Origin of the sequence: Arsukibacterium sp. (genome assembly GCF_033721375.1) — a bacterium.
Classification (GTDB): Bacteria; Pseudomonadota; Gammaproteobacteria; order Enterobacterales; family Alteromonadaceae; genus Alishewanella.
The window spans coordinates 95,448-119,911 of sequence record NZ_JAWWAP010000010.1 but is presented as its reverse complement, the minus strand read 5'-3'; the positions used below and the strand labels follow the sequence as shown (position 1 = coordinate 119,911).

The window sequence follows — 24,464 nt, the reverse complement described above, 5'->3', positions numbered from 1 at the left end:
AGTTCAAGGATGTATTCATGATAAATAAACTATTAAAAATCAGCTTCGCAACTGCGATTGCCATGGTCGGCACGTTTTTTATCTGTAGTAGTCAGGCGACAGCAGGCGTATACAGTTCTGAACAGGTGATTGCGGCGCAACAGCACCAGTACAATAAACAGCAGGTGCTGGCGTTTGTTGATACAGCAGAGGTACAGCATAAACTGATTGAACTGGGTGTCAGCCCGGCCGATGCCAAACTGCGGATCGCCAGCATGACTAACGCCGAGCTGGAAGCCTTTAATAATCAGCTGAATGAAATGCCGTCTGGTGGCGTGGTGGGTACCATCGTGACGGTACTGGTGGTCATCGCGGTGCTCGATCTGATGGGTATTACCGACGTGTATCCGTTTATCCGCCCTATCGGCGGCTCTTAGTTCTTTATGCGTTTACCATGGCAGACCGGCCCTACGGCCGGTTTGCTGGTCGTCTTACTGGCTATTGTGCTTAGTACGCTGACCGCCTGTCAGACCCCCCCCCAAACCAGGCAGCTGCTGGCCGCCCCTCCTGCTATTGATCTTTCTCATGCAATTAGCAAGGTACCCTTTTATCCTCAGCAGGAATTCTTTTGTGGCCCGACTACCCTGGCGGAAGTCGCTGCCTTTCACGGATTGAACAAAAGCCCGGACGATATTGCTCCGGCAACTTTTACCCCGGGTCTGGCAGGCACACTGAAAATTGAGATGGCCGCAGCTACCCGCCAGCTTGGTATGGTGGCCTATCAGCAGCGCGCAACGATGAGCCAGCTTTTGAGCCTGATTGCCGAGGATATTCCGGTAATTGTGCTGCAAAACAACTCGATTAGCTGGCTGCCGCAGTGGCATTATGCGGTTGTCGTAGGCTATGACATTGCTAGCAAAGAAGTGATATTGCACACCGGAGTAACCGAAGCGCATCGCCTTAATTTTTCAACATTCGAGCGCACCTGGCGCCGCGCTGATTACTGGATGCTGGCAATGTTACCGCCCGGCAAGACCAGTGAACAACTCGACCCTTTTATTTATACCAAGGCTTGTCAGGACTTAATTGATATTAATCAGACCGATGCGGGTATTGCGGCGCTGGTAACGGCGACCGGGCAATGGCCAGAGTACTGGCTACCCTACTTTTTACTGGGCAATTATTATTTTTCCACAGAGCCACTGACCGCTGGTCGCTGGTTTGAACAAGGTCTGGCTGCTGCGGCGCAACAAGCGCCCTATCTGAACAACTATGCCGTGCTGTTAAGTGAACTTGGCTGTCATCAAAAAGCAACTTTGTTAATTGGTCAGGCCCTGCAACTGGCACCAACAGACAGCAACCTGCTGCAAAGTCAGCAGCAAATCCGTGCTGCACAGCAGGGCAAAGCAGACAGCGTTAATGACACCTGCCCGCGCTAACCCGCGCCAGTTCTGTTTCAATTTCAGTTGTCAGGAGCTGCTGCAAATCCGATTTTGACTTGTGGATCACATGAAAAATTTCGATGGGTGCTGTTGGAATGGTCACGATCGTGGTTTCAGCAACCGGGCTTTTACATGTCAACGAGCTTCTAATCCATAAGAAGCGGTCTATTTTATCCGCTTGGTATAATTCCACCAACTTGGTCCAGCTGCTCACATGGTACTTTTGCGCCGTTATCATTAACTGGAGCTCTTTGACCGTTCTGGCACTTTCCGGGAAAAAAATCAGTACGCCCGGGTTTGTTAAGTCTGCAAGTTTGCATTGAATACCCGGCCGGCAATGCAGCTCCAGTGTCAGCTCATCCAGTTTGGTGAGGGTAATAATATTATCAAGTTTGGCCAGCACGATACCCGTCCGGGCCACGTCTCCATCAACCATGCCGTCTTGCAGCAAACGTAAACCACGCTCGGCTTCCACCACGATAAAATTAACTTTTAATCCAAGATTCTGGTAGGCAGTTCTGATCACCGGCAACAGCACCGTATCAATGACCGGATGGCTGACATAGCTTAAGTTTATGGTCTGCGAAGGCTCTGGCTCAGTCGCAGTCCCGCTATCTGCCACACCATAACATGGCATAAGCAGGCAAACTGCTGCCAACAACGCGGTTCTGATGCCCATTTAGATCCTTAACAACTAAATCTCTGCCAATCCGGGGTGTGCGAATTTACATGCTACTCATTCAGCACATTATTTTTGCATTACGAAGCCATTATAGTTGCAACTGCGTTAAGTTACGCAAGGTTACCCTAACCAGGAACTACTCTTTTCCTCAACTCTGCCAATTCCCGCATCTTGTCAAAAAATGTTTATGGCTTTTACTCGCGCAATGGCACCTCTTGCAGCAGTCTGACAATCTGCGGGTTGTTACCCAGCCGGGCCAGTTCAAGCAGATAGTCTTTTTCCAGCTTTTGCATGGTTTGCCCGGCCACTAACTCTTTTACCAGTGACGTTTCGTTATTGGCGATAGCGGTTTTCAGTGCTTCAAAGTTTGCGATACTGTGCTCATTTTCCCGGGTTTTGCCTGTTACCATTGCTCGTTCTCCTTCTTTGGGTTTACCTTATTTGGCGTTGAGTTTATCAATTAGTTGCATGCGTGTTGATTCGAATAATGTCTGCGTACATTGTAACAATTCTAGATTTTTTCCCAGCACCCTTGCATACGTTGCCTCAATACACTATCTTTCACATGTACCATTTGTAGTATTGGTACATAAGGCTTATACTCACTGAATCTTTTAATCACCGCCATCCCGGAAGGAGCTCTGCCATGTTTATCGTTTATTTCAATCTTGAGCGTGCCCAATGATTGCGATCGACCTCAATTCGCAGGTTCCCCTGTTCAACCAGTTAATCCAGCAAATTAAAGCGGCTATTGAACAGAAGCTTTTGCTGCCCGGTGATCAGCTTCCGTCGATCCGGCAGCTTGCGTCGGAGCTGGATATCAATACCAAAACCGTCGCCAAAGCTTACAGCTTATTGGAAAGAGACAATGTTATTGAATCAAAAGGATACAGGGGAAGTTTTGTCCACCCTCATGCCCGAAAAAACAGTAACGTCAATATTGCTGAATGGTTGAACGCCGAACTAACTAAAGATATAGCCCGCTATCGATCCACCGGCGCTACAGATTCCGAAATCAGAATCGCTTTCAGTCATGCGATTTCAACTGACAAAAGCTAAGGAAATATTATGCTTAACTGGCAATCAGATTTACCGTACTTAGTAATATTAATGCAGGTTGTAGTAACCTTTGCAGTGGTACCTGTTATTAGCTACCTGCGTTTTGTTGCTGTCGCCCAGAAACTTGCTGACTCTGCCGATACTGTTGCACAAACTGTTTTAGCGCAATACATCCGCAACTCGCGTTTTGTCTTTATGCCGCTGACTCTCGCCTGCTTAGCTTTCGGGCTGACAGTGTTCTGGCAAGCGTATACCAGCCGCAATGAGTTATTTAACTGGGATAACCAGGCAGGACTGATGGTATTATTCTTCGTTGCCATTATTCCAGTCCTGCATCTTATCCTGCAGAACAAAAAACTGTTTGCCATCATGTTGCAGTTTACTGACAGTATCCGCACCGCATCCCTGAAACCAGTGAAATGGTATCAGCTAATGTCACGCTCTTTATTGTGGATCCTTGTTATGGCGCAGGTATTGCTGATTGCGACCGTATTTTATTTTGTCATGCATCCATTTAAGGGGTTTGCTGGCTATACCAATCTGTTAGGTGCCCTTGTCCTGAACGTGGTTTTTATCGCGACGCTGCTCACTATTTATCGCAACAATAAGTTTGGGGCAATTAAACACCCCGAGCAGCGGCGCGTAATCAAATCCAAACTGTTAGATGTTAACCTCTTTGTCTGGATTATGGCCCTGCTGAATCTGTCGTTAACTTTGTGGTTATCAGGTATGCAATGGCTTGAATTCAAACTGTTAGCACAATCATTGTATTTGCAGTTTGCCATCATCATGATGGCCTACACATTTACATTGCCCGGCAGCTTAATCAACGAGCATAAGCAATTATCACCTGCCACTACTATCTGACTATCGGCAGCTGTTGCCAGTTGGTGGTATAGGCCGGCGACAGCAGCTCGCGTTTCATGCTCCATTCCTGCTTAGCGCCCTGACTGGCAAACCAGATGGTCTTACTGTGTTTGGCGTTAAGTTTATCCATTAGTTGCATCAGTTTCTGATCGGCTGTGGTTTGCCGGTCAGTAATCGCCGGCTGATCGAATAAGCCGGGCTGATACACCCCGGGGTCATAAAAATCGGCCAGCATCACTCCGGCTTTGGCATAGCGGTAGCCCTCTACCCATAGCGCATCGAGCAGCTGCATGGCTTTGGCTAAAAACAGCCGGGTATCGCTGGCAGGCGTGTCCAGTTCAATACTTTTACTGGCGCTGTACGGCGTATCGTTATCGCTGAACGCACTGGTGCGCAAAAACACCGTCAGATGTTTTGCTTGCTGCTGTTCATGGCGCAGTTTACTGCAGGCCCGACTGATATATTCACTGATCGCCTCGCGCATCTGTTGTTTATCCGTTATCCGCTGCCCGAACGAACGGCTGGAAATAATCTGCTTTTTGGTGGCGGCTATTTGCTCGAGTTCCAGGCAGGACTCGCCATTTAACTCCCGTACGGTGCGCTCAACCACCACTGAAAAATGCTGGCGAATATAATTCGGATCCGCATCGGCCAGTTGCAGGGCGGTGTTGATGCCAAGCTGCTGCAGCCGTTTCGTCAGTTTACCGCCAATGCCCCATACTTCGCTGACCGGCAACAGCGCCAGCAGTTTGCGTTGACGGGCCTTATCGGTTAAATCGACCACGCCCCCGGTTTGCGGCCAGGTTTTGGCAGCATGATTAGCCAGTTTAGCCAGGGTTTTACTGGGCGCAATGCCGACACAGACAGTAATGCCCTGCCACTTTTGAACGCGCCGGCGAATAATCAGGCCAAACTCGGCCAGGCTCTGCAGCTGCTGCAGCCCGCTTAAATCCAGGAAAGCTTCGTCTATGCTGTACACTTCTAAAGCCGGCGCCAGGGCTTCCAGCGTCGCCATAACCCGTTGCGAGATATCTGCGTATAGCGCATAGTTAGAAGAAAATGCCAGCACACCATGCCGGCGCATCAGCTGCCGCACCTGAAAGACCGGCACGCCCATTTTAATGCCAAGCTTCTTTGCTTCTTTAGACCGCGCTACCACGCAGCCATCGTTATTTGACAGCACCACCACCGGGGTAGTGGCTAAGTCGGGCCGAAACAGCTTTTCACAGCTGGCGTAAAAGTTATTGCAATCGACCAGCGCAAACACCGGCTTATTTATTTGTACCACAACATCTGCTCATTATTTCCGTTTCATTTGCCGGATCACGTTAGTCACCACCCCAAAGATATTCAGCTCATCGCCGTCGCGCAGACATATCGGCTGATAAGCCGGGTTACGCGGCAATAACTGCAGGGTGGGCCGGGTGGCCAGTTGTTTCACGGTAAACTCGTTACCTACTGCGGCCACCACAATATCGCCATGTTCAGCGTCGATAGCCCGGTCGACCACCAGCACATCGCCGTCGAAAATGCCGGCATCCAGCATCGAGTCTCCTTCTACCCGGACAAAAAAGGTGGCCGTGGGGTGGCGCACACACAGCTCATTTAAATCCAGGGTGCGTTCAATATAATCCTGTGCCGGTGATGGAAAACCGGCCATTACCGGATCGCTGTAAAACGGCATGCGCCGTTTAGGCCAGACATCGGCGTTACCTAAAAATACTGCAGCCATGCTCACCTCAAATACTGTTTATTCATACAGTATACCAAGCCAGCTTAAATTGGCAATGACCTGCCCTGTTGAGGCATCACCGAAAGAACTTGATCCAGATCAAACTTCGGCCGTACAATAGTTTCAGAAATTTCTGAAAGTTCAGTAAGGGCAACAGATGCAAATGACACCAATGATTGAGTCTTTCGTTTGTCACTTCGGCGAGATGGGCAGCCGTTGGGGCTTTAACCGCACCGTGGGCCAGATTTACGCCTTGCTGGTGGTCAGCTCAGAGCCGATCTGCGCCAATGAAATTGGCGAGTTACTGGGGATATCCCGCGGCAATGTCAGCATGGGTTTAAAAGAGCTGGGCAGCTGGCAACTGGTGCAGGTGCAGCACAAAGCCGGCGATCGCAAAGAGTATTATTTTTGCCGCGGCAGTATCTGGGATATGGCCAATAAAGTGTTTGAAGAGCGGCGCAAGCGCGAAATGGACCCGACCCTGTCGTTGCTGCGCGACATTATGATGGACGAAGCGGCTAACCAGGACGAAGCCTATGCCCAGCGGCGGATCACCGAAATTCACGACTTGCTGGAAAACATTACCGAATGGACTCAAAGCTTACAATCGCTGTCGCCGGAAAAGCTCAACACCCTGATGAAACTGGGCTCCGGCGTCGGTAAAGTACTGGAATTTACCGATAAATTCCGGCCGAAAAAAGACGCCTAGCAGGTATTGGCAGTGAGGTAGTTATGTTAGATACATTAATTTTGTCGCGCATTCAGTTTGCGGCAAATATCAGTTTTCATATTCTGTTTCCTACTATTACCATTGCGCTCGGCTGGTTATTGTTTTATTTCAAAGTACGCTTTGACATATCACAGCACCCGGTATGGATGCGGGCCTATCGCTTCTGGGTAAAGGTTTTTGCCCTGACCTTTGCGCTCGGTGTCGTCAGCGGCATTACCATGTCATTTCAGTTTGGCACCAACTGGCCGGGCTTTATGGAAAGCATCGGCAATATTGCCGGGCCGCTGCTGGCATATGAGATCCTGACCGCCTTTTTCCTGGAAGCGACCATGCTGGGCATTATGCTGTTTGGCTTTCACAAAGTGCCACGCTGGGCTCATACCCTGGCAACCTTTCTGGTGGCGCTGGGCACCACGTTCTCGGCGTTCTGGATTTTAGTGTTAAACTCCTGGATGCAGACGCCGGCGGGCTTTGAAATGATTGACGGCGTCGCCCATGCCACCGACTGGCTCGCGATCATTTTTAATCCGTCTTTCCCGTATCGTTTCACGCATATGCTGCTGGCCTCTGGCTTAACAGTCTGTTTTCTGGTGGCGGGTATCTCAGCCTACCGGATTTTAAAAGGCGATAACAAAAAGGCACCAAAACTGGCCCTGAAAACGGCGCTGTTAAGCGCCGCTATACTGGCACCAACTCAGGTGCTGGTGGGTGATTTGCATGGTTTAAACACGCTGGAGCATCAGCCACAGAAAATTGCGGCGATGGAAGGGATATGGCACACCGAGCGGGGTGCACCACTGGTGTTATTTGCTATCCCGGATGAGCAAACACAACAAAACCGCTTTGCCATTGAAATTCCGCAGCTGGCCAGTCTGATCTTAACCCATGACGCCGACGGCGAACTCAAGGGCTTAAACGAGTTTGCCGGGGAACATCCGCCGGTAGCGCCGGTATTTTACAGCTTCCGGGTAATGGTCGGTATTGGCATGTTAATGCTGCTGACGGCCTGGTGGGGCAGCTACCGGTTACTGCGCAAAAAATCGTTCAGCCCACTGCAGCTGAAAATCTTCATTGGCATGACCTTTTCCGGTTGGGTTGCTACCCTGGCCGGCTGGTATGTGACCGAAATTGGCCGCCAGCCTTATCTGGTATACGGCGTGCTGAAAACCCGTGATGCGGTGACGACGGTGCCGGGCGAACATGTCGCCATGACCCTGGCAATGTATCTGACGTTGTATGCCGTGCTTTTACTCGCTTATATCAAAACCCTGTTCTGGCTGGCTAACCGCGCCGTCGAGGTTGAAGAATATGATTTAACCCAGCCAGGCCTGGCGGAAAACCGCAGCCAGCCACTGCCAGCGGCGGTTGCCGGCAATGTACCTGATACCCGCACCGGAGCCGCAGTATGAGTTGGTTAACAGCAGAAAACTTAGCACTTATTTTCGGTGGCCTGACGGCGCTGTCTATCCTGATGTATGCCATTCTGGATGGCTACGATTTGGGCGTTGGCATTACCCTGCCAATGGATAATGAGCCCTGGCGCGACACCGCTATTGCCTCTATCGGCCCATTCTGGGATGCCAATGAAACCTGGCTGGTACTGGCCGTTGGCCTGTTATTGGTGGCATTCCCGGCAGCGCACAGCGCCATTTTGCATGCACTGTATTTACCGGCAGCCTTATTACTACTGGGGTTGATTCTGCGCGGCGTTGCCTTTGACTTCCGGGCTAAAGTGAAAGCTAAACGTAAAATTCGCTGGGATTATACTTTTAAAGCCGGCTCAATACTGGCCACATTCAGCCAGGGCTTTATGCTGGGTATTTATGTGATGGGCCTTGAGTACACTGCCGGCAGTATTATTTTTGCCTGCTTTAGCGGCCTGTGCGTTACCGCCGCCTTTGCCATGATTGGTAATGCCTGGCTGATCGGTAAAACCAGCGGCGATTTGCAGCTGTATGCCATCAGGCAGTGCAAAATAGCCGGGATACTTACCCTGGCCGGCATTCTGGCGGTAAGTACCATCAACCCGCTGGTCAACGCCAATGCGCTGCAGGTATGGACCGAGCCACCCATGGCTTACCTGTTTGCTGCTATACCGCTGCTATGCTTTGCCATGTTTGTTATTGGCTACCTGGTGCTAAAGCGCTTGCCGCTGCCCGGTGATGCCGGCGCCTGGTTACCCTTTATTATTTGCAATATTATTTTTATCTGCAGCTTTCTTGGCCTGGCGCTTAGCTTCTATCCGTATGTGGTGCCTAACCAGCTAACCTTATATCAGGCTGCCAGCTCCAGAGAGTCGCTGATTATTATCTTTTTTGGTGCTGTGGTGGTGGTTCCGGTTATCGCCGGATATACCGCGCTGGCGTACTATGCATTCAGGGGCAAAGCCGATAGCTTAAGATATTATTGATCCATAAGGTTTTTAACGCTGTTAAACCATAGTCTATGCTTGAACTATTTAGCAAAACAGCAAACAGGCCTGACAGCGAATGAGTCAACCCAAGCAAAACAGCAACAGCAGTCCGCGGCGCCATTTATTCGGCACCTTTGCCGGGGTATTTACCCCCAGCATCCTGACCATAGTCGGTATTATCATGTTTTTGCGTACCGGCTATGTGGTGGGCGAAGTCGGCCTGGCCAGTACCTTGCTTATTATGGGTGCGGCCTTTAGTTTATGCCTGCTGACCGGTTTGTCGCTGGCCGTGATTGCAACCGACATAAGAGTGAAGGAAGGCGGCTTTTATTATGTTATTTCGCGCACCCTCGGGCCCGCTTTTGGTGGCGCTCTCGGTCTGACGTTATTTTTATCAATTTCGATATCAGTCGCGTTTTATATCATGGGCCTAGTCGAAGTCCTGGCTACTGTGGCTACGCTACCAGACTGGCTGAGTGTACGTCTGCTGGCATCGGTTATCACTCTGGTGCTGTTTGTCTTTGCCTGGCTGGGTGCCGACTGGACTACCAAATTGCAGTTTGTAACGATGAGCCTGGTTGGCTGTGGCTTACTGTCTTTTTTTATTGGCGGCACTATGACGTTCAGTCAGCAAACCCTGGCTGACAACTGGACCGTTAATGCCGGTACCGAGCAATTCTGGCTGGCCTTTGCCCTGTTTTTTCCTGCGATTACCGGTTTTACCCAGGGCCTGAATATGTCCGGCGATTTGCAGGCACCGCACCGCGCTATCCCAATCGGAACCTTTGCCGCTATTGGCGTGTCGGCCGTACTCTATTTACTGGTAGCGCTTATCCTGGCTGGCTCTGCCAGCTCCGCTGCGCTTAGCGGCAACTACTATATAATGGCAGACGTGGCGCTATGGCCAGTGCTGGTGGCAGCGGCGGTTATGGCAGCAACACTCTCGTCAGGCATGGCCTCGATGCTCGGCGCGCCGCGGGTACTGCAGGCGATGGGCGGCGACAAACTGATCCCGTTTCTTACCCCCTTTGCGCGGGGCGAGGGGCATGACAATAACCCGCGCCGCGCGGTTATCGCTGCCACAGCCATCGCACTGGCTTGTGTGCTGATTGGCGATCTGAACCTGTTAGCACCGGTGATCAGTATGTTTTTTCTGGCGGCTTATGCTTTGCTTAACTACGCGACCTTTTTTGCGCTGCACTCAGCAAGCCCGTTTTTCCGGCCCCGTTTTAAATGGTCGCATAAAACCGTCAGCTTGCTTGGCGGCATAGGCTGTGTGGCGGCGATGCTGGCCATCAATTTTATCGCGGCCGTTATTGCTGTAGCCGTGTTAATTGCACTGCATCAATATCTGGCGCGCAGCGATCAGCAGCGTAAGTTCACCGACCAGCAACGCGGCGTGTTATTTAAACGGGTACGCGACCTGCTGTTTCAGTTAAACGAACTCGAGCCTCATCCGGGCGACTGGCGGCCGCATATTCTGGTTTTTTCCAGGCACACAGAAAATCAGGCGCAGTTACTGAAGTTCTCAGCCATCCTTGAAGGCCAGAGCGGAATGACCACGCTGACCCGGATTATTCATCCGGACAATACTGATGAACCGCTCAGGGATGAGGTGCTTGAACAGCATAGTCAGGCGATTGATAGCGCTGAAGTCAAAGCCTTTACTCTGGTAACCCAGGCCGCTGATTTTCAAAGTGGTCTGCGCCAGATCCTGCAAGCCTATGGCATTGGCCCAATTCGCCCCAATACCGCCGTTATTCACTGGACGGCTGGCAAAGCAGATGCAGATAGTGATAACCAACCTGAAGATTATGCCGCTAATTGCCGGGAAACGATCCAGGCTGGCATGAATCTGGTGGCCCTGGCCTGTGATCAGCAACGGTTGTTTGAGCTGAAGTCGCTGGACAGAGACAGAAAAATTGATATTTGGTGGCGGGGCGGTCCTACCGCCCGTCTGATGCTGATGTTTGCTTACCTTTGCACCCGCTCTACAGGATGGCGACACACTAAGTTACGGATCCTTACTGAGGCGGAAAAGTACCCGACAGAGCAGGTCCGGCAAAGTTTCAGCACTTACCTGGATAATGTCCGGATCGACGCAGAGATAGAAGCGCTGGACCAGGTCGACCTGGCCATCATCGAACGCTATTCCGGCCAGTCTGATCTGGTGTTTTTCCCAATCGAAGTCGGAGAAGAAAACATTGTTGACAATTTTGGCGCAGGGCTGCAACAGCTGGTAGAAAATATGAATAACCTGGCGCTGGTCCAGGCCTGTCAGGCAATGCAACTGGATCCGGATCCCGACAGTGGTAATCATGCCAAACCTGAAGTTTGAACCGATGATGCTTATCTAACGCTAACTGCAAAAACCGGATCTGCCCCTTAAGATAATCAACAAGGGAAATAAAATGGGTCAGAGTGAATTAAAATTATCTCCGCCAATAGACTCAGCGGCTATTATGGCCGAAACATGCAAATTCTGTTTAAACATGATTTTTTTATGCAAAACTTCAGCTAGTGATTATTTTTAAATAGAGAATTTAAAGCAGAGGATTAAATGGTGCCCGGGGCCGGACTTGAACCGGCACGCCCTTTCGAGCGAGGGATTTTAAATCCCTTGTGTCTACCGATTTCACCACCCGGGCAGAGTTGCGTGCACTGAAAAGTGCTGGCAGAACGGCGCGCATAATAATGAACGCCGTCTGCTTATGCAAGTATTTTATTTACCACTCGATTGACGAGGGCACCCGTGGTGTTGTTAACAGCCGGCTAAACCGGGCCCAGCGCTCAGCCTGGTCATCTGTCTGTTCAATATAGTCTTTTACCAGGTCTTTACCCCAGTTATAGTTAATAACATAAGCGCCATAAGTGTCGAAAAAGCGCAGCCGCTGCCGCGCTTCGGCTTCGCTGTTCAGGCTGTATTGCTGCAGCAGCGCCACCGCCTGTTCACCATCAATATCACCATTAATATACTGGCGGGCAATTTCATTACCGGCATAACTTAACTTGGTCATTAATTTTAAAAATGCGGCGTACTCAGCCGCTTTTGCCGGGTCCAGCCCGGCCAGCGGATAGAGCACATCACGTTCAAATTCCATTTTCTGCTCGAGTGGAAAAGCCAGGGTAATACCATAATTAGCGGTACCTTCGGCTATCAATGATTGCGGACTGTACAGCGGATAGACACTGAATTCCTGCCAGCCAAGCTCATCGACCAGTTTATGCTCCAGCAACGCATTGTAAGTGTGGTGGCCCGGGTAGCCCTCATGACAGCCCAGATCAACGGCGCGGGAAATATCGATTGGCCGCTCACTGTTAATCTGAATTAAGCTGTATGCTTTGCCTTTATACCAGTTGTAACCGCTCCAGGGCTTATCCTGCACATACTCCAGACTGAAATCTTCATTTTCAGGCAGACTGATATGCGCGGCAGTGCGCTGCTTACACTCATCAATAGCGCGCTGAAATACCGCATCAAGTTTGTCTGCCGGAATGACAAAGTTTTCCCGGTATGCCACTACCCGCTCGGTTAAATTACCTTCGCCCGGTACCAGCTCATCGATACCGGCCAGCACTTCATCAAAATCAGTCAGGCTGTAATTGGGCGGCGTGGTGTCATACAACGCCTGGGCCTGGGCTTCAAAATTAGCTTTCTTGCCGTTAGTCAGATGTTCAGCATGAAATGCCAGTGCCTGTATTTGCTTATCAAGGTAATGCAGGCGCAGCTTGCGCAGATCGCTGTCTGCCGGCGGCTGGGTATCAATTTTTTCCAGCAGACTTTTTGCCTCAGCAGCAATTTCTGCCGGGGTCATGCCCCGGGCAACGGCCTCGTCGCGTAATTGCTGCGGGCCATAATAGGCATCAACGTAATTGCTGTCGTGCTCGCCCAGCGCCAATACCAGCTGCATATACTGGCGGGCGATATTGTCCACATCGACCGTCGCGGCCAGCCGCGGATCAGGTGCTTTGCCACACGCCGTAACCAGCGCAATGCTGGCCGTCAGTATCAATGGTTTTAACAGTGGGTTTCGCATAATCAGCTTCCTTGGTTTGTTTTAGTTTTAATAAGTTAGAACGCTTTCTAATCATTAATCCTAGCGCTTAGCCTGCCATGCGGCAACTTTTTAAGCATTTGACTTTACCTGCCTCTCCAAACCAGCCACGCCAACAGTTTTTTGCTGTTTAGCCATCTATACTGTTGCAGTTAAAAAATAACCATGTTATTACTAGTGTCGCTTTGCTATTAATTTAACCCATAAGAGCAATTAATGAATTTACAACGTTGTGTTTCTATTATTAGCCTCCTCGTGCTCCTCAGCGGTGCGCGGGGTGTGGTTTATTGGTAGAAACGTAACGAACCGATAACGAAAAACCCCGTGCCACAGGCCGGGGTTTTTTGCATTTAAACCCCCGCCACAGGTTGCAACCGACACCGGAATAACGGAACAGGAAACACAAGATGAGCGGCGACAATAAAATCTGGATCTTTGATACCACCTTACGCGACGGCGAGCAGGCATTGCGGGCCAGCTTAAGCCAGAAGCAGAAAATTCAGCTGGCGCATGCCATTGCGCGCTTAAAAGTCGATGTTATGGAGGTAGGTTTTCCGGTTTCCAGCCCGGGCGACTTTGACTCAGTGCAGCGAATTGCCCGCGAAGTCAAAGGCCCCATCATCTGCGGCCTGGCCAGGGCAGTCAGCGCCGATATTGAAGCCTGTGGCGCCGCGTTAAAAGATGCGCAGCAACGCCGTATTCATACTTTTATTGCCACTTCGCCACTGCATTTACAATATAAACTGCGTAAAACATTGCAGCAGGCTACCGAGCAGGCGGTTGCGGCCATTAAACTGGCCAGCCGTTATACCGACGATATAGAGTTTTCCTGCGAAGATGCCGGTCGCACCCCCATTGACGATTTATGCCGGATAATTGAACAGGCCATCAAAGCCGGCGCCACCACCATTAATATTCCCGATACGGTTGGCTATACCATCCCAAATGAGTTTGCAGCCATTATCAGCGCCTTACGCAACAAAGTGCCAAACATTGATAAGGCCCGCTTAAGCGTGCACTGCCATAACGATTTAGGCTTAGCCGTAGCCAACAGCATCAGCGCCATTCAGGCCGGTGCCCGTCAGATAGAATGCACGGTAAACGGCATTGGCGAGCGGGCCGGTAACTGTTCGCTGGAAGAAGTGGCAATGATTATCAACACCCGCAAAGATGTGCTGGCGCCACTGTATACCGATATTAAAACCACTGAAATTTACCGCAGCTCTCACCTGGTCAGCCAGATCTGTAATATGCCAATCCAGCCAAATAAAGCGATTGTCGGCGAAAACGCCTTTGCCCACAGCTCCGGCATTCATCAGGATGGCGTGTTAAAAGCCCAGAATACTTACGAAATTATCGCACCAGAGCAGGTTGGCATCCGCCAGAACGAGCTGAACTTAACCTCGCGCTCTGGCCGGCATGTTATCCAGCACCGGTTGGCTGAACTGGGTTACACCGATGCGGACTACGACCTGGAAGCCGTCTACAAAAGCTTTGTGGCGCTGGCCGATCAGAAAGGCCGGGTATTTGATTATGATCTGGAAGCACTGGTGTTTTTTGAAAATATGCAGGAGCAGAACGACTACTACTCGCTGGATTTTTTAAGCTCGTCTACCCACACCGGCCATATTGCCAGTGCTACCGTCGGCTTACGCTGCGGCGATCAGCTATTTACTGAAGCCGCTACCGGTAATGGCCCGGTAGAGGCCGCATTCAGCGCTATTGCCCGGATCAGCAAACTGCAAATCAAAATGGTCGACTTTAACTTACAGGCCAAAGGCAGTGGCGAAGATGCACTGGGCCAGGTCGATATTATTGCCGAGCACGAAGGGCGGCGTTTTCATGGTGCCGGCCTGGCCACCGATATTGTTCGCAGCTCAGTACTGGCCTACGTCCATGTGCTGAATATGATCCAGCGCGCCCAGACTATCGACGCTCACAGGCACGCCCGCCAAACCCATACAAACGGACAGAACATAATAAAAATTGCAGCAGGTGAACAACAATGAGTAAGCAATATAATATTGCGGTATTAGCCGGCGACGGTATTGGCCCGGAAGTCATGGCCGAAGCCGTAAAAGTATTACAGGTGGTAGCCGATCAATTTCAGTTTAGCCTGAACCTGACGCCCGCCCTGATTGGCGGTGCCGCTATCGATGCCAGCGGCGAGCCGTTACCGGCACAAACCTTGTCAGTGTGTCAGCAAAGCGACGCCATTTTATTTGGCTCAGTCGGTGGCCCTAAGTGGACCGGTTTAGCACCGGACAAACAGCCCGAGCGCGGCTCGTTATTGCCCCTGCGCAAAACCTTCGATTTATTCTGTAATTTACGCCCGGGCCAGATTTACCCGGCATTTGCCGATTTATCACCGCTGCACCCCAGGGTAAGTAGCCTGGGTATGGATGTATTGTGCGTGCGCGAGCTGACCGGCGGTATTTATTTTGGTGAAAAAGGCCGCAGTGACAGCGATGCGTTTGATACCCAGCGCTACAGTGTGTTTGAAATTGAACGGATTGCCAAAGTGGCATTCGAAGCCGCCCGGAAACGCAGCAATAAAGTCACGTCGATTGATAAAGCCAATGTGCTGCAAACCAGTATTTTATGGCGCGAAACCGTTGAGCGTATCGGCAAAGACTACCCCGATGTTACGCTGGAGCATATGTATATTGATAACGCCGCCATGCAGCTTATCCGCAGCCCGCAGCAGTTTGATGTGCTGTTATGCGATAACCTGTTTGGCGATATTTTATCTGATGAAATTGCCGCTATAGCCGGCAGTTTAGGCTTACTGCCCTCTGCCAGCCTGAACGCCAGTGGTTTTGGCTTGTACGAGCCAGCCGGTGGCAGTGCGCCCGATATTGCAGGCCAGGGTATTGCTAACCCCATCGCCCAGATTTTAAGTGCCGCACTGATGTTGCGTTACAGCTTTGGCGAAGAGGCTGCAGCCTGTGCTATCGAGCAGGCTGTGCAGCAATGCCTGGAGCAACATATAGTTACCCGGGATATTAACCCGCAATCAACTTATGGCACGGCGGCTGTTGGCGCCGCAATTGCGGCTACCTTGCGCCAGCAAATCCAGCGCCCGCCAGCACAGTCTCAGTCAGCACAGCATCAGCAGGGAGCACACTAATGTCGGCCTTTTCATCAGCACGAACCTTATATCAGAAAATTTATGCCAGCCATGTGGTCGGCAAGTTAAACCCCAGTACCGACTTATTGTTTGTCGACCGCCATTTAATTCATGAGGTGACCTCGCCGCAGGCCTTTTCCGGTCTAAAGCTGGCAAACCGTCATGTACGCCGGCCGGATTTAACCTTTGCCACCATGGATCACAATGTCTCCACCCAGCGCCGTAGCATCGATGCTGCCGGTGAAACGTCGCGCAAGCAACTGGAAGCATTAGCGGCTAACTGCAGCGAAAACAAGATTCCGTTGCTGGATTTAACCCACCCCGATCAGGGTATTGTGCACGTTATCGGCCCCGAGCAGGGTTTAACCCAGCCGGGAATGATTATTGTTTGCGGTGATTCGCACACCTCCACCCACGGCGCGTTCGGCGCGCTGGCCTTTGGCATTGGCACCTCTGAGGTGGAACATGTACTGGCGACCCAGACTTTGCCGCAACAGCAGGCTAAAACCCTTAAAATTGAAATAAATGGCGATTTAAGCGCCCATGTTACGCCAAAAGACGTGATTATGGCGGTAATAGCCCAACTTGGCACAGCCGGAGGCAATGGCTATGTTGCCGAGTTCTGCGGCAGTGCTATCAGTGCAATGAGCATGGAGGGGCGAATGACCTTATGCAATATGAGCATAGAAATGGGTGCCAAAGCCGGGCTGATTGCCCCCGATGCCACCACTTTTGCCTACCTGCAAGGCAAGGCCCATGCTCCCAAAGCAGAGCATTGGGACGCAGCCGTACAATACTGGCAAAGTTTGTATTCAGATGATGATGCGACATTTGATAAAGTGGTTGAAATTTATGCCGGCAGTATTAGCCCGCAAATTACCTGGGGCACTAACCCTGAACAGGTTATCGCCATTGACCAGAGCGTGCCCGCGCCGGCCAGTTTCAGCGATGCCAGCAAGCGCGACGCTGCCGAGCGCGCCCTGGCGTATATGGGCCTGTCCGCAGGTCAGAAACTGACCGACTGTAAAGTAGACGTGGTATTTATTGGCAGCTGTACCAATAGCCGGATTGAAGATTTGCGCGCTGCCGCCAGCATAGTGCAGGGCAAGCAAGTTGCCAGCGGTGTACGGGCATTAGTAGTGCCGGGCTCTGGTATTGTTAAACGCCAGGCTGAAGCTGAAGGCTTAGCTGATATTTTTAAAGCCGCCGGTTTTGAGTGGCGCGAGCCCGGGTGCAGTATGTGCCTGGGCATGAACGATGACCGGGTAACTGCCGGTGAGCGCTGCGCCAGCACCAGTAACCGCAACTTTGAGGGCCGCCAGGGCCGTGGCGCCCGCACCCATCTGGTCAGCCCGGCAATGGCCGCTGCCGCCGCGATTGCCGGACAGTTTGTTAATATCGCAGCTAACTCTGAATCTACCGCAACATCAGCAACATCAACGGGAGCACTGGCATGAGTAAGATTTTTGCAAAGGGCTTAGTTTGCCCGTTAGATAAAAACAATGTTGATACCGATCAGATTATCCCAAAGCAGTTTTTAACCAGTGTCAGCCGCGATGGCTTTGCCGACGCGATGTTTTATGACTGGCGCTATTTAGCTGACGGCAGTCCCAACCCGGACTTTGTGATCAATAAACCTGAGTATCAAGGCGCCAGTATTTTACTTACCCGGGAAAACTTTGGCTGTGGTTCCAGCCGCGAACATGCGCCCTGGGCCATTCAGCAGTATGGTTTTAATGTCATTATCGCTGAAAGCTTTGCTGATATATTCTTTAATAACAGCGTCAATAACGCCATGTTGTTAATTCAGCTAAGCAAAACCAATATCGAGTTGCTGTTTAACCGCTGCGCTCAGGGCCCACAGCACTGGCAGATTGACCTGCAAAGCCAGGAGATTATGTTTGGTAACAATGCCGCTATGGGCTTTAATATCGACGCCGATATTAAACAACGGTTACTATCCGGCCTGGATTTTATCGGCAGCAGCGAGCAGTTAAATCCGCAAATTGCCGATTTTGAGCAAAGTCGCAAAGCCAGCCACCCCTGGCTGGGGTGAGTGGTTATCAGGGGCGCCATGTTTGCGCCCTTGCTGGTATACCCTATCAACTAAGGCTGATGTGGCAATCCGCTACCGACTTTCTATACTTAATGCCTGTTTATCAGAGCAACAGGGATAACCTATGTTAAGTAAACATTTAATGAAGTCTGTAATCAGCGCACTGCTGCTTATCTTGCTATGGTTGCCGGATGCTGCTGCCCACCACGGTTGGGACTGGACCGAAAAGCAGCAAACTGAGATGAGCGGTACTATAACAGAGGTATATATTGGCCCACCGCATCCCCGTTTGATTATTGAAACCGACGATGGCCGCTGGCAGGTAGATCTGGGCAATCCGCGCCAGACAAAAGAGGCCGGTTTTGTTGACGGAGAAGCGAAAGCCGGTGATCAGGTGCTGATCCGTGGTCACCGCTCGGCGAAGCAAGATGAGCGGATTATCAAAGCAGTACGCGCTACCATCAACAACAAACAATATACTTTTTATCCGCAGTTATTGCGCGAGGACTAAGCCACAGTGCCTGAAACCTGGCTGCTGAGTCTGGGCGAGTCTGGGTTAGCCTCAGCGCTGCGACAGTCCGCTATCGGCTACCCCCTGCTGTCTTCAGCGCATATTCTCGGTCTGGGTATACTGGTTGGCAGTATTGTCACGCTCGACTTACGCATGTTAAACATTGTTAAGCGTGGCCGCCTTAGCGAACTGGCCCCGTTATTAAGCCGGGTTGCCGGCTGTGGGCTGTTGCTGTCAATCGTCAGCGGCTTACTGTTATTCAGCGTGCAGCCTGCGCATTATCTTGACAACAGCGCTTTTCTGTTAAAGCTGGTGTTGGTGAGTCTGGCATTGATCAATGTCGCCATTGTGCACAGTTTGCCAGCCTGGCGCGTTTTACTGGCAGGCCAGCCGGCCAGCTTGCTGCTGAAATTTACCGCCACTGTCTCACTTTTACTATGGCTTGCCATTCTAATTGCCGGCCGCTGGATTGCCTTTGTGTAGCTGGCACTAAGTCACTTGTTTATCCGCTCGCTAAGCCTTTACCATTTGTATATCATCAGTCATACAAGTTTAATCCATAGCAACTCAGGCAAATTTGAAGTAAAGGAATGCCCAATGCAAAGAAGTCGCAAACTAACGTTTCTGCTGTTACTTGCCGTTATAACAACAGGTTGTGCCAGTAACAACCTTAAGCAGGCAGCAGACGATTTTGCCGATGGTGCTGTCAGTAATGCAGAGCACCGGCAGCAAAAAAAGAAGAATCAGTCTGTTTATGACGATAATAAACTTAAAAAAGAGGACTCTGCCGCCGGTATCCTTAACATTGGCCTGCAGGGTTTTCTCAGGTTGTTTAAATCTGCCGAGCCGGAATAAACCATGCCTAAGCTTTTTTCCTACGGTACCTTGCAGCAAAAAAACGTCCAGCTGTCTAATTTTGGCCGTGAACTCACCGGCTGCCAGGACATTCTGCCGGGCTATGTTGTCGGTGAAATAGCCATTACCGACCTGCGGGTACTGAGGGAAAGTGGCAAAGCCATTCACCCAATACTGCGTTTTACCAGCAATAGCAGTGATCAAGTGGCCGGGACCGTGTTTGAGCTTACCGACACTGAGCTGGCCCGGGCCGACGATTATGAAGTGGATGCTTATATCAGGGTAAGTGCCTGCTTAAAATCGGGTACTGACTGCTGGATTTATGCGGCGGCGGCACCAGACAGCAGGTAAAACGCATGTCTGATAGCTTATTACTGTTCTTAGCCGATGCCATTCTGATTATTCACTTTTTAGTCGTACTGTTTGTGGTTGGCGGCCTGCTGGCCATTTATCTTGGCCATTTTCTGACGTGGCAGTGGGTTGGCAATAAAACCTTCCGGCTGCTGCATCTGCTGGCAATTGCTATTGTGGTCCTACAATCCTGGTTGGGCGTTATCTGTCCGCTTACGGTCTGGGAGATGGCATTAAGGGAAAAAGCTGGCGCAGCTACTTATGCCGGCTCCTTTGTTCAGCACTGGCTGCAATATCTGCTGTACTACACGGCGCCAGACTGGGTATTTATCGCACTGTATACCGGCTTTGCCGCCCTGGTGCTGATAAGCTGGTATCTGGTACCGGTAAGGACGAACAAACATGACTGATAACCCACTGTCTGTAGCCAATACCGCGTTACTGGCCAGGGTTCGCCAATGCAATTTATGTGCGGCCGATTTGCCGCTGGGCCCCAGGCCCATATTACAATGGCATCCCGATGCGCGTATTCTGATAGCGGGCCAGGCGCCGGGGCGCAAAGCGCATCAGGCAAACATGCCCTTTGCCGATGCCAGTGGTGAGCGCTTGCGTTCGTGGTTGGGATTAACGGCTGCGCAGTTTTATAACCCGCGGCTGGTAGCAATTTTACCGATGGGCTTTTGTTTTCCGGGTAGCGGCACCAGTGGCGATTTAGCACCACGGCCAGAATGCGCCCCGACCTGGCAGCAGGTTTTATTGCAGCAGTTAACCCAGCTGCAGTTAACGGTGGTTATTGGTCAGTATGCGCAGGCTTATCACCTGGCCGATATTAAACCGACACTGACGGAAACTGTAGCCAGCTGGCAGGATTACTGGCCCGATAAGATACCCTTACCTCATCCCAGTCCGCGCAATAATATCTGGCTAAAGCGTAACCCCTGGTTTATTGAAACGGTATTGCCAAAATTACAGGCCAGGGTACAGCAGCTGCTGGCAACTACTAATGTTACTGCAGTCGGGGAGGAATAATGAAGTATTTTGCCTATGGCTCAAATATGTCGCTGGCCCGGATAAGACAGCGGATCCCGGGTGCAGCGCGACTTGGCGTGTTCAGGCTGGCTCAGCATGCGTTGCGTTTTCATAAGGTTGGTTATCTGGATGGCTCGGCAAAATGCGATGCGTTCTTTACCGGCAACTCGTCTGATCAGGTAATTGGCAGCTTGTTCAACATCTCAGCCAGCGACAAAAGCACCCTGGACAAAATTGAAGGCGTCGGTTTTGGTTATCAGGATAAAGTGGTACAGGTAACGGATAATCAGGGTGCCAGCGTTACGGCAGTTACTTATGTTGCAACCAATATTGACCCATCACTGCAACCCTTTAACTGGTATGTAAATCACGTTTTGCTTGGCGCGACAGAAAGCGGGCTGCCAACTGACTATATAGCGATAATAGCGGCAACCCCCGCCATCGACGATCCGGATAAAGCCCGCGATGCAGCAGAGCGGGCAATGTATCCATCACTCTGATCTTGTTATGCTCAGTAGTCCGGCAATAAAAAAGGCAGCCAGGCTGCCTTTTTCAACAAGCTTAATGGTTTAGTTAGCAACCATTTTCAGGTTAGCAAATTTAATCATCTGCTCTGGCGTTTGCAGTTCAGCCATTAACGCACCTGATTGCACTGCATCAAAGCTTAAGGGTTCGGCAAAGCTGACATTAACCTGCAGTTTTTCTGGCTGGTTTATAAAAGTAGTCAGGCTTTCTTTCATTTCCAGCGGCAGGTTTTCATCGGCGGTTATCGCCATCAGTGCCATGCCTTTTAATGCATCCATTGGTGGCATCTGGCCCTGGGCACTGCCCATTTCGACCAAACGCTCAATAAAACCGTTGTTAGTTACTACCAGCTCACCACTTTTCAGTGCGCCTTTTACCAGATTGGCCATCACGTCGGTCATGTAGCTGTCAGACATTGCTAACTGTTGTTGCTCTTCCGGCGTTTTTTCGCTCATATCGCGGGCGAAGGCCCATAATTCCTGCATCCGGGCAAAAGAGATGTTGTATGCCAGACTGAACTCGTCGTTGATCCGGGTATCCTGGCTGAAATACAGCTCACCGGTGGCCGGCGTATATTGGTAGCTGTAATCGGCATGCAGCGCCACGCCCTGCACAAAAGCACTGATATCCGGTGGTAACATCGCCAGCATCGGCTCGGCTACTTTCGCGCCAACCAGCTGAGCACTGCCTTTATCCGCCAGGCCTTTTGGCTTTATGCCCACAGCCGTAACTTTATCAATAGTTGCTACCTGGCCCATGCCTGCAACGCTGACATCTAAGCCGGTAACGCTGTAGCTGGACGTTAAGACATTGGCCGACACATCCTGATAGCCAATGCTGATTGCTGGCATCAGGCCGCTTGCCGCCATTTCCGCATAAGACTTATTTGCCTGTTCAATTTGTTCTTTAATGGCATTTTCAGCTTGCGAATTGGCATAATAAAAGCCCGCAGCGGCGGCAACCACAACAATACCGGCACCAACAACTAATTTATTCATAGTAATCCTTTATTCACTATTATTTATCAAACGTATTTTTTACAAAAGCGTGAAATCCTAGCACAACACCCCCGCCACCGAAAAGGCAGTATTTCAACTATTTCTCAAGTTGCTTAGCGCAGCGGAAAATATTTACCTGCCGGCCAAAGCCTGCTAGCGTGACACTATCTATCTGTCGCTGACGTATACCCTGCCATGGCCACTTACTTTCTCTGGTTTGATTTACTGGGCGTTGCCGTATTCGCCGTATCGGGCACGCTGGCGGCGTGGCGCAATCAGATGGATGGCTTTGGGGTCATCGTGCTGGCCAGTGTCACTGCTATTGGAGGGGGCACCCTGCGTGACCTTATTCTGGATGTTCCCGTTATCTGGATAAATAATAACAGTTACTTTTATGCCATTTTTATTGCGGCAGTCACCACTATTTTGCTGGTCCGCAACCGGCTAACCATTCCGCATAATACGCTGCAACTGTTCGACGCGCTGGGGCTGGCATTTTTCGTTATCATGGGCACGCAAAAAGCACTGGATCACGGTACTTCTGCCATGGTGGCTATTTTGCTTGGCACGATGAGTGGTGTATGCGGCGGCATGATCCGCGATGTGCTGTGCCGGGACATTCCGATGGTATTTCGCGGCGAGTTGTATGCGGTAACCTGTATTGTTGGTGGCGGTGTTTATACCAGCTTACTGATGCTGGGCGTCGCGCAATTGCCGGCCATGTTAAGCGGCATGGCGGCATTACTGTTGCTGCGACTGGCTGCGATTAAATGGCAAATCAGCATACCGGTTTTTGGTAAACATCATAACGAATTAAATGAGCCGTAAGTATGCAGCAAGCAACTGACACTACAAGCCCTGGCCAGCGGCTTGTCCAGCTGGATATTATCCGGGGCCTGGCCATTTTAGGTATTTTACTGGTTAATATTTTTGCTTTTGCCAACCCGCCGGACTACTCCCACAGCCTCATCTGGCAGCAAAGTGTCAGCACCCTGGATGTCTTTCTATTTAACGTGCAGACAATACTGTTTTCCGGCCGCTTTTTAACCCTGTTTAATCTGCTGTTTGGGGTCAGTTTGCTGCTGATCATCCAGAAATATGGCGAGGACTACTTAAACCGACGTTTGCAATGGCTGGCCGTGTTTGGCCTGATCCATATTAGTTTTATCTGGTTTGGCGACATTCTGCTTTGGTATGCCCTCACCGGCTTGCTGGTAGTAAAGCAGGGCTACCATAAACTCGACTGTGCGGCATTATGGCGCAAAGGGGCCCGGCTATTCGCTGTTTCGCTGATTTTGCCGGCTATTTTCAGTGTGTATCTGCTGCTCGATGCTCCCCCCCCGCAACAACCACTGCCAACCGAGGAATTGCTGGCACAACAGCAATTATGGACCGGCCCCTATCTTAAGCAACTGCTTGAACTGTTAGGGCACAACCTGTTTATGCTGGCAGGTTTTGTGTTAACCCTGTACTGGCTGATGGCAGCGCTGATGCTGTTTGGCATGGCATTACACAAAGGCGGCTGGTTCAGCCAGGGCTACTCGCCCCGCAAAACCCTGCTGTTGTTGCTGACGTCACTTTTTATCAGCGGCACTACCGCAGTGCTTGATCATTTGACCGGTTATGGTTACGACCTGGGTATTTCGCTACCATGGGAGCAAATCAGCGCCTTATTGATGGCATTAGCCTTTGCCAGCTTGCTGATTAATGCCAGGCAAAAGCCTGAGGTATATTATTGGCTGCAGCGCTGGCTGGCCCCCTGCGGCCGCATGGCGTTTACCCTGTATTTAAGCCAGAGCCTGTTAATGGTATTGCTGTTTAAAGTGCTTAAACCAGACTGGTTTGCCAGCCTTGACCGCGCCGCACTGCTTGGCATTGCCATTGCCACCATTGTTCTGCAACTGCTGTTCTGCCGCTGGTACCTGCAGCATTTTAACCAAGGCCCGCTGGAATGGATCTGGCGGCGGTTAAGTAAAAAGCCGGTTACTGCTGCGGCTGACAGCAGCCATTAACCTGAAAGCTGTCTGAAAATTATCTGGAAAAATTAATA

27 protein-coding genes and 1 tRNA gene are annotated in these 24,464 nt (G+C 50.9%); 21 read left to right on the top strand and 7 right to left on the bottom strand.

Translation table 11 applies throughout. The features are described 5' to 3' along the window. Positions 1-17 precede the first annotated feature (17 nt). Both R3187_RS15960 and R3187_RS15955 read left to right on the top strand, forming a co-directional pair. Positions 18-416, top strand: coding sequence for a PA2779 family protein (locus R3187_RS15960; protein WP_318968054.1), 399 nt, complete (start codon positions 18-20; stop codon positions 414-416). Positions 417-422: 6 nt separating this feature from the next. Further along, positions 423-1,418, top strand: a complete 996-nt coding sequence (locus R3187_RS15955; RefSeq protein ID WP_318968053.1) for a PA2778 family cysteine peptidase — start codon at positions 423-425, stop codon at positions 1,416-1,418. Here the strand turns inward: R3187_RS15955 and R3187_RS15950 are convergent. Both R3187_RS15950 and R3187_RS15945 read right to left on the bottom strand, forming a co-directional pair. Beyond that, the gene (locus R3187_RS15950) at positions 1,396-2,100 is read right to left on the bottom strand and encodes a hypothetical protein (RefSeq protein WP_318968052.1); all 705 of its coding nucleotides are present in this window, start codon (positions 2,098-2,100) and stop codon (positions 1,396-1,398) included. The two genes, R3187_RS15955 and R3187_RS15950, sit on opposite strands and share 23 nt — an antisense overlap. 197 nt (positions 2,101-2,297) lie before the next feature. Continuing rightward, positions 2,298-2,513 carry a hypothetical protein gene (locus tag R3187_RS15945; protein WP_318968051.1) on the bottom strand — a complete coding sequence of 72 codons (216 nt, stop codon included), beginning with the start codon at positions 2,511-2,513 and terminating at the stop codon, positions 2,298-2,300. A 271-nt stretch (positions 2,514-2,784) separates the two neighbouring features. Between R3187_RS15945 and R3187_RS15940 the strand changes: the two genes are divergently transcribed. Both R3187_RS15940 and R3187_RS15935 read left to right on the top strand, forming a co-directional pair. Next, a complete protein-coding gene (locus R3187_RS15940; protein ID WP_318968050.1) occupies positions 2,785-3,162 on the top strand; it encodes a GntR family transcriptional regulator in 378 nt (125 codons plus the stop codon). Positions 3,163-3,171: 9 nt separating this feature from the next. Continuing rightward, complete coding sequence (locus R3187_RS15935; RefSeq protein ID WP_318968049.1) at positions 3,172-4,029, top strand: hypothetical protein; 858 nt, start codon at positions 3,172-3,174, stop codon at positions 4,027-4,029. On the opposite strand, the gene umuC is transcribed toward R3187_RS15935, so the two are convergent. After that, on the bottom strand, positions 4,022-5,308 hold the full coding sequence (gene umuC / locus R3187_RS15930) for a translesion error-prone DNA polymerase V subunit UmuC (protein ID WP_318968112.1): 1,287 nt from the start codon (positions 5,306-5,308) through the stop codon (positions 4,022-4,024). The two genes, R3187_RS15935 and umuC, sit on opposite strands and share 8 nt — an antisense overlap. Before the next feature lie 21 nt (positions 5,309-5,329). Further along, positions 5,330-5,713, bottom strand: coding sequence for a translesion error-prone DNA polymerase V autoproteolytic subunit (umuD, locus tag R3187_RS15925; protein ID WP_413229035.1), 384 nt, complete (start codon positions 5,711-5,713; stop codon positions 5,330-5,332). 205 nt (positions 5,714-5,918) lie between these two features. On the opposite strand from umuD, the gene R3187_RS15920 reads away from it, so the two are divergent. The 4 genes from R3187_RS15920 to R3187_RS15905 all read left to right on the top strand — a co-directional run bounded on the left by R3187_RS15920 (position 5,919) and on the right by R3187_RS15905 (position 11,242). After that, the gene (locus R3187_RS15920; protein ID WP_318968047.1) at positions 5,919-6,470 is read left to right on the top strand and encodes a GbsR/MarR family transcriptional regulator; all 552 of its coding nucleotides are present in this window, start codon (positions 5,919-5,921) and stop codon (positions 6,468-6,470) included. A 23-nt stretch (positions 6,471-6,493) separates the two neighbouring features. After that, the gene (locus R3187_RS15915) at positions 6,494-7,900 is read left to right on the top strand and encodes a cytochrome ubiquinol oxidase subunit I (RefSeq protein WP_318968046.1); all 1,407 of its coding nucleotides are present in this window, start codon (positions 6,494-6,496) and stop codon (positions 7,898-7,900) included. Next, entirely contained in the window at positions 7,897-8,901 is a 1,005-nt protein-coding gene (locus R3187_RS15910) for a cytochrome d ubiquinol oxidase subunit II (protein ID WP_318968045.1), read from the top strand. Before R3187_RS15915 ends, R3187_RS15910 begins: the two co-directional genes overlap by 4 nt. A 79-nt stretch (positions 8,902-8,980) precedes the next feature. Further along, a complete protein-coding gene (locus R3187_RS15905; protein WP_318968044.1) occupies positions 8,981-11,242 on the top strand; it encodes an amino acid permease in 2,262 nt (753 codons plus the stop codon). Between the two features lie 223 nt (positions 11,243-11,465). Here R3187_RS15905 and R3187_RS15900 read toward each other — a convergent pair. After that, a tRNA-Leu gene (locus R3187_RS15900) sits at positions 11,466-11,552 on the bottom strand. A gap of 78 nt (positions 11,553-11,630) precedes the next feature. Next, positions 11,631-12,941, bottom strand: a complete 1,311-nt coding sequence (locus R3187_RS15895; protein ID WP_318968043.1) for a hypothetical protein — start codon at positions 12,939-12,941, stop codon at positions 11,631-11,633. A gap of 425 nt (positions 12,942-13,366) precedes the next feature. On the opposite strand from R3187_RS15895, the gene leuA reads away from it, so the two are divergent. From leuA to R3187_RS15840, 11 genes are all read left to right on the top strand, one after another. After that, positions 13,367-14,968, top strand: a complete 1,602-nt coding sequence (gene leuA / locus R3187_RS15890; protein WP_318968042.1) for a 2-isopropylmalate synthase — start codon at positions 13,367-13,369, stop codon at positions 14,966-14,968. Then, positions 14,965-16,089: a 3-isopropylmalate dehydrogenase gene (leuB, locus tag R3187_RS15885; protein ID WP_318968041.1), complete on the top strand. Its 1,125-nt coding sequence runs from the start codon at positions 14,965-14,967 to the stop codon at positions 16,087-16,089. Before leuA ends, leuB begins: the two co-directional genes overlap by 4 nt. After that, complete coding sequence (leuC, locus tag R3187_RS15880) at positions 16,089-17,546, top strand: 3-isopropylmalate dehydratase large subunit (protein WP_318968040.1); 1,458 nt, start codon at positions 16,089-16,091, stop codon at positions 17,544-17,546. The genes leuB and leuC overlap by 1 nt, the downstream gene beginning before the upstream one ends. Beyond that, positions 17,543-18,145: a 3-isopropylmalate dehydratase small subunit gene (gene leuD, locus R3187_RS15875; protein ID WP_318968039.1), complete on the top strand. Its 603-nt coding sequence runs from the start codon at positions 17,543-17,545 to the stop codon at positions 18,143-18,145. Before leuC ends, leuD begins: the two co-directional genes overlap by 4 nt. Before the next feature lie 124 nt (positions 18,146-18,269). After that, positions 18,270-18,656, top strand: coding sequence for a DUF6152 family protein (locus R3187_RS15870; RefSeq protein WP_318968038.1), 387 nt, complete (start codon positions 18,270-18,272; stop codon positions 18,654-18,656). Between the two features lie 6 nt (positions 18,657-18,662). Next, on the top strand, positions 18,663-19,139 hold the full coding sequence (locus tag R3187_RS15865; RefSeq protein ID WP_318968037.1) for a DUF6644 family protein: 477 nt from the start codon (positions 18,663-18,665) through the stop codon (positions 19,137-19,139). A gap of 114 nt (positions 19,140-19,253) precedes the next feature. After that, positions 19,254-19,511: a hypothetical protein gene (locus R3187_RS15860; RefSeq protein ID WP_318968036.1), complete on the top strand. Its 258-nt coding sequence runs from the start codon at positions 19,254-19,256 to the stop codon at positions 19,509-19,511. Between the two features lie 3 nt (positions 19,512-19,514). Next, entirely contained in the window at positions 19,515-19,862 is a 348-nt protein-coding gene (locus tag R3187_RS15855) for a gamma-glutamylcyclotransferase family protein (protein WP_318968035.1), read from the top strand. Positions 19,863-19,867: 5 nt separating this feature from the next. Next, entirely contained in the window at positions 19,868-20,272 is a 405-nt protein-coding gene (locus R3187_RS15850; protein WP_318968034.1) for a DUF2784 domain-containing protein, read from the top strand. Beyond that, positions 20,265-20,891 carry a uracil-DNA glycosylase family protein gene (locus R3187_RS15845; protein ID WP_318968033.1) on the top strand — a complete coding sequence of 209 codons (627 nt, stop codon included), beginning with the start codon at positions 20,265-20,267 and terminating at the stop codon, positions 20,889-20,891. The genes R3187_RS15850 and R3187_RS15845 overlap by 8 nt, the downstream gene beginning before the upstream one ends. Further along, on the top strand, positions 20,891-21,391 hold the full coding sequence (locus R3187_RS15840; RefSeq protein WP_318968032.1) for a gamma-glutamylcyclotransferase: 501 nt from the start codon (positions 20,891-20,893) through the stop codon (positions 21,389-21,391). Before R3187_RS15845 ends, R3187_RS15840 begins: the two co-directional genes overlap by 1 nt. Positions 21,392-21,460: 69 nt before the next feature. Here R3187_RS15840 and R3187_RS15835 read toward each other — a convergent pair whose 3' ends face one another. After that, positions 21,461-22,414 carry a hypothetical protein gene (locus tag R3187_RS15835; RefSeq protein ID WP_318968031.1) on the bottom strand — a complete coding sequence of 318 codons (954 nt, stop codon included), beginning with the start codon at positions 22,412-22,414 and terminating at the stop codon, positions 21,461-21,463. Between the two features lie 195 nt (positions 22,415-22,609). On the opposite strand from R3187_RS15835, the gene R3187_RS15830 reads away from it, so the two are divergent. Together R3187_RS15830 and R3187_RS15825 are read left to right on the top strand one after the other, a co-directional pair. After that, the gene (locus R3187_RS15830; RefSeq protein WP_318968030.1) at positions 22,610-23,242 is read left to right on the top strand and encodes a trimeric intracellular cation channel family protein; all 633 of its coding nucleotides are present in this window, start codon (positions 22,610-22,612) and stop codon (positions 23,240-23,242) included. A gap of 2 nt (positions 23,243-23,244) precedes the next feature. Then, complete coding sequence (locus R3187_RS15825) at positions 23,245-24,426, top strand: DUF418 domain-containing protein (protein WP_318968029.1); 1,182 nt, start codon at positions 23,245-23,247, stop codon at positions 24,424-24,426. The last annotated feature ends 38 nt before the right edge of the window (positions 24,427-24,464 follow it).

Coding starts and splice junctions, on each gene's coding strand:
- R3187_RS15960 (WP_318968054.1), top strand. CDS start 18: ATGATAAATAAACTATTAAAAATCAGCTTCGCAACTGCGATTGCCATG.
- R3187_RS15955 (WP_318968053.1), top strand. CDS start 423: ATGCGTTTACCATGGCAGACCGGCCCTACGGCCGGTTTGCTGGTCGTC.
- R3187_RS15950 (WP_318968052.1), bottom strand. CDS start 2,100: ATGGGCATCAGAACCGCGTTGTTGGCAGCAGTTTGCCTGCTTATGCCA.
- R3187_RS15945 (WP_318968051.1), bottom strand. CDS start 2,513: ATGGTAACAGGCAAAACCCGGGAAAATGAGCACAGTATCGCAAACTTT.
- R3187_RS15940 (WP_318968050.1), top strand. CDS start 2,785: ATGATTGCGATCGACCTCAATTCGCAGGTTCCCCTGTTCAACCAGTTA.
- R3187_RS15935 (WP_318968049.1), top strand. CDS start 3,172: ATGCTTAACTGGCAATCAGATTTACCGTACTTAGTAATATTAATGCAG.
- umuD (WP_413229035.1), bottom strand. CDS start 5,713: ATGCCGTTTTACAGCGATCCGGTAATGGCCGGTTTTCCATCACCGGCA.
- R3187_RS15920 (WP_318968047.1), top strand. CDS start 5,919: ATGCAAATGACACCAATGATTGAGTCTTTCGTTTGTCACTTCGGCGAG.
- R3187_RS15915 (WP_318968046.1), top strand. CDS start 6,494: ATGTTAGATACATTAATTTTGTCGCGCATTCAGTTTGCGGCAAATATC.
- R3187_RS15910 (WP_318968045.1), top strand. CDS start 7,897: ATGAGTTGGTTAACAGCAGAAAACTTAGCACTTATTTTCGGTGGCCTG.
- R3187_RS15905 (WP_318968044.1), top strand. CDS start 8,981: ATGAGTCAACCCAAGCAAAACAGCAACAGCAGTCCGCGGCGCCATTTA.
- R3187_RS15895 (WP_318968043.1), bottom strand. CDS start 12,941: ATGCGAAACCCACTGTTAAAACCATTGATACTGACGGCCAGCATTGCG.
- leuA (WP_318968042.1), top strand. CDS start 13,367: ATGAGCGGCGACAATAAAATCTGGATCTTTGATACCACCTTACGCGAC.
- leuB (WP_318968041.1), top strand. CDS start 14,965: ATGAGTAAGCAATATAATATTGCGGTATTAGCCGGCGACGGTATTGGC.
- leuC (WP_318968040.1), top strand. CDS start 16,089: ATGTCGGCCTTTTCATCAGCACGAACCTTATATCAGAAAATTTATGCC.
- leuD (WP_318968039.1), top strand. CDS start 17,543: ATGAGTAAGATTTTTGCAAAGGGCTTAGTTTGCCCGTTAGATAAAAAC.
- R3187_RS15870 (WP_318968038.1), top strand. CDS start 18,270: ATGTTAAGTAAACATTTAATGAAGTCTGTAATCAGCGCACTGCTGCTT.
- R3187_RS15860 (WP_318968036.1), top strand. CDS start 19,254: ATGCAAAGAAGTCGCAAACTAACGTTTCTGCTGTTACTTGCCGTTATA.
- R3187_RS15855 (WP_318968035.1), top strand. CDS start 19,515: ATGCCTAAGCTTTTTTCCTACGGTACCTTGCAGCAAAAAAACGTCCAG.
- R3187_RS15850 (WP_318968034.1), top strand. CDS start 19,868: ATGTCTGATAGCTTATTACTGTTCTTAGCCGATGCCATTCTGATTATT.
- R3187_RS15845 (WP_318968033.1), top strand. CDS start 20,265: ATGACTGATAACCCACTGTCTGTAGCCAATACCGCGTTACTGGCCAGG.
- R3187_RS15840 (WP_318968032.1), top strand. CDS start 20,891: ATGAAGTATTTTGCCTATGGCTCAAATATGTCGCTGGCCCGGATAAGA.
- R3187_RS15835 (WP_318968031.1), bottom strand. CDS start 22,414: ATGAATAAATTAGTTGTTGGTGCCGGTATTGTTGTGGTTGCCGCCGCT.
- R3187_RS15830 (WP_318968030.1), top strand. CDS start 22,610: ATGGCCACTTACTTTCTCTGGTTTGATTTACTGGGCGTTGCCGTATTC.
- R3187_RS15825 (WP_318968029.1), top strand. CDS start 23,245: ATGCAGCAAGCAACTGACACTACAAGCCCTGGCCAGCGGCTTGTCCAG.